Source organism: Actinocrinis puniceicyclus, from assembly GCF_018283645.1.
In the GTDB taxonomy this organism is placed as follows: Bacteria; Actinomycetota; Actinomycetes; order Streptomycetales; family Catenulisporaceae; genus Actinocrinis; species Actinocrinis puniceicyclus.
In genome coordinates this window covers 1-3,245 of the sequence record NZ_JAGSXH010000247.1, presented here as the reverse complement: position 1 = coordinate 3,245, position 3,245 = coordinate 1, and the positions used below count along the sequence as shown (strand labels likewise).

The window sequence follows — 3,245 nt, the reverse complement described above, 5'->3', positions numbered from 1 at the left end:
TGTTGCCCGACGTTGAAGATGAGGATGTCGGCGGCATCGATGCTGGGGCCGCATGGTGACGGAAACGCCCTGCCCGGGGTCAGCCGGGCAGGGCGTTGGTGCTCACGGTGTCGGTGGGATCGTCAGTGTGTCGCTGCCGTTGCCGGTCAGTCGGTGGCGACCTCGGTGACAGCGGCGCGGGCGGAGGACTCGTCGACGATGGACTTCCCGGCGGCGAAGGCGGCGATCAGCGCGGCGACTGCGAGGTTGTTGACCGCTCTGGGCAGACCGCGGGAGTTCTGGTGGATCAGCGCGGCGGCGTCGTCGGAGAAGAGGGTGTCGGCTCGTCCGGCCAGCGCGGTGTGGTGTGCGATGTAGGTTTTGGTCTCCTTCTCGCTCATTCCGGGCATCGCGTAGCGCAGCGTGATCCGCTGGTCCAGGGCGGCGAACGCCCCGAGTTTGATCCGTCGGCGCAGCGTGGGCTGGCCGATCAGCAGGCAGGCCAGCGGTGAGCGGGAGTCCATATCCGCGTTCGTCAGGAGCCTGACGGCCTCGAGCTGTCCGGTGTCCATCAGGTGCGCCTCATCGATGATCAAGACGACCTGGCGTCCCCGCTCCGCGCTTTCCGCGGCCAGTACGTCGGCGGCCTGCGGGATCAGGGAGCTGTAGTGGAACCTGGGGGTCTCCCCGAGCGCGGTCACGATCGCGTTGTAGATCCCTCTCGCGCCGACCGCGGGATTCGGCAGATAGACCAGGGTGTGGCGGGAGGCGTCCAGGCCTGCTGTCGCCGCGCGGGCGGCGGCGGTCTTGCCCGCGCCGACCTCCCCGGTCAGCACCCCGAACGCGTGCTGGTCGATCAGCCACCGGGTGCGGGCCGCGGCCTCGGCGTGTGCGGCGAACCGCAGCAGCGAGGCGGCCGGCAGGTCCCGGCGGAAGGGCATCGCGGTGAATCCCCAGTGCGCCTGCAGCTTCTCGATGCTCACGCGCGCTCCTCGCCCTCGTGTTCGCGTCCTGCCTCGCCGGCGGCGAGGTCGGCATAGCTCAGATGCGCCGCGGCCAGGTGCGCCTGGTGTTCGGCGGCGATCAGCGCGGTGTAGTCGATCCCGGTCGCCGCCGTCGGCGGGGCCTCGGGGGCCTCCGGCCGGGCTTTGGGGTGGGCATGGCGGGCGATGATCTGCGGGATCGCGGTCCCGACCGGTATCCCGTCGTGCCGGACCTCGATCACCGTCAGGTCGAACGGGTCGAACAGCAATTCCACGACCATCCCGGCCAGCAGGTGGTCCACCTCGTAGGAGTTGTTATGCAAGGACACGGTGGCGACCTTCGTGACCTTCCTGCGCGCCGACCACAAAAACGCCTCGCGCAGCGCCCCGGGCCCGGCGTGACGCACCGGCGAACCGGCGGCGTAGCGGTCGATCGGGGCCTGCCCGGTCTCGGAATGTATCTGCCGGTGGTAGACCCGCTCGACCCAGGCGGTGAACAGGGTATTGAGTTCCTGCAGGTCTCCGACGAAGTGCCGGCCCTGCTCGGTGGTGCCGTCAAGGTCGGGCCGGGTGCCGGTGACCTCGACCAGGAACTGGTCGCGGACGCTGCGGAAAAAGCGTTCGATCTTGCCTCTGCCCTGCGGGCGGCCCGGGGTGGAGTGCACGAGCTTGATCCCGAGGCTGGCGCACGACCGGAGTAAGGCTGCGTCTATAAATGCACTTCCATTATCGACGTACACGCTCTCGGGGATGCCGCGGGCGGCCAAAGCGGGGCGCAGCGCGGCGGCCAGGCGCACCGAGTCCTCGGCGAACCCGAACCGGTGCCCGACCACGGCCCTTGAATGATCGTCCAGGAAAGCGAAGAGGTAGGTCTTACGACCGCCGATGTGCACCGCGTGCAGTGCGTCCCCGACCCACAGTTCGTTGGGCCGCAACGCCTCGAACCGGCCGAACACCGTGGCCGGCGGCCGGGTGCGCCCGGCCAACTCTTCGCGGACGAACAGGCGCTGCAACGTGCGCTCCGACGGCGCCGACCCGGTGGAGGCTCTCAGGATCCTGGCCACCTGCGCGGCGGTGCGCTCCGGGTTCTCCGCCTTGAGCGCCTTGGCCATGGCCAGCACAGCCGCATCCGTGCGCGGGGTGACCTGGCGTTCCGGCGGCAACAACGCCTCGAAGCCGCGCTCGCGCCAGGCCGCGATCCACCGGTCGACGCTCGATCGCGAGATGCGTACCGGACCGCCGAACGGCCCCCGGTGCTCGGCGGCGACGATCGCGCGCACCATCCTGCCGCGTTCGCGCGGCGAGACCGACGCGTCGGCAGCGTCCCGGATCAGGGTGTAACGGAACAACGCGACCGCCTGCGCCCGTTCCCGGCGCCGGGCGTGTTCGTCCTCGGCAGAACTCATGGCCTTGACTCGTTCCTTCTCCAGCAGCCGCAGATGGCATGCCGGGAAAGGGTCGCTGATCAGCGGATCTGCCGCCAGAGGCGGCTCGTGTTGATCGACATCGGCCAGGCGGGCGGAGCAAGCAGGCCACCGGAGGTCACCGAGACCGCGACCCTGGGCGGCGACACGACGAGGCCGCCGTCCGGCCACCGCCGCCCGGCAGCCCCCACGGCGAACAACACCGCCGCGACCGCGTCGGCGCTCGGCGAGAGGGCTGGAGCAGGCGGGACCGGATCCAGATCCAGATCCACCCCGACCACCGTGAACACCCGCCGGATCTCCTCGGCCCGCAGCGCGAACCGGCGCAGCCACCCCCGGACCGTCCCGGCCGGACGGCCCAGCAGGTCCGCGACCCGCCGATGCCCGGCCCCGGCCGCCGCCGCGACCAGCCCCGCCCAGATCACCGCCGCCGTATCCTTGCGCCGGCCCAGCAGCGCCACCGGCAGCAACACGTGCGTCACCGCGCACACCCGGCACCGCCCCCGCCGCGGACGCACCCGCACACGCTCGTCTTCCTCACCCCGCACCACACGCTCCCGCGCCCAGCCCCACGGCGAGAGCCGGTGCCCGCACGGCCCAAAGATCCGGCCTGTGACCAGGGAGGTTTCAACACGACGAACATCGTCATCTACGGTGACCACCAGGTGCCTCCAAGCACCAAGACGGCCTTCCCGGGAATCTCGCCAGATGACGGGAAGGCCGTCGCTTCGCGAAACGGACATCCTCACCGTCACGCCGCGGACCGCCGGAAAGCAAACCCAGGACCCCCACACAGACCATCACCAGCCCGGACGTCGGCACCGACCCGCGGGAACCTCACACAGACTGACGCTCAACA

General features: G+C 70.5%; 3 protein-coding genes. All 3 read right to left on the bottom strand.

The features are described 5' to 3' along the window. Positions 1 to 146 precede the first annotated feature (146 nt). From KGA66_RS28410 to KGA66_RS28400, 3 genes are read right to left on the bottom strand one after another with little or no spacing between them, the layout of a single operon-like run. A complete protein-coding gene (locus tag KGA66_RS28410; RefSeq protein ID WP_211472582.1) occupies positions 147 to 962 on the bottom strand; it encodes an ExeA family protein in 816 nt (271 codons plus the stop codon). Next, complete coding sequence (locus KGA66_RS28405) at positions 959 to 2,368, bottom strand: DDE-type integrase/transposase/recombinase (protein WP_211472580.1); 1,410 nt, start codon at positions 2,366 to 2,368, stop codon at positions 959 to 961. The genes KGA66_RS28410 and KGA66_RS28405 overlap by 4 nt, the downstream gene beginning before the upstream one ends. 59 nt (positions 2,369 to 2,427) lie before the next feature. After that, positions 2,428 to 2,868, bottom strand: coding sequence for a hypothetical protein (locus KGA66_RS28400; RefSeq protein WP_211472578.1), 441 nt, complete (start codon positions 2,866 to 2,868; stop codon positions 2,428 to 2,430). Positions 2,869 to 3,245 lie beyond the last annotated feature (377 nt).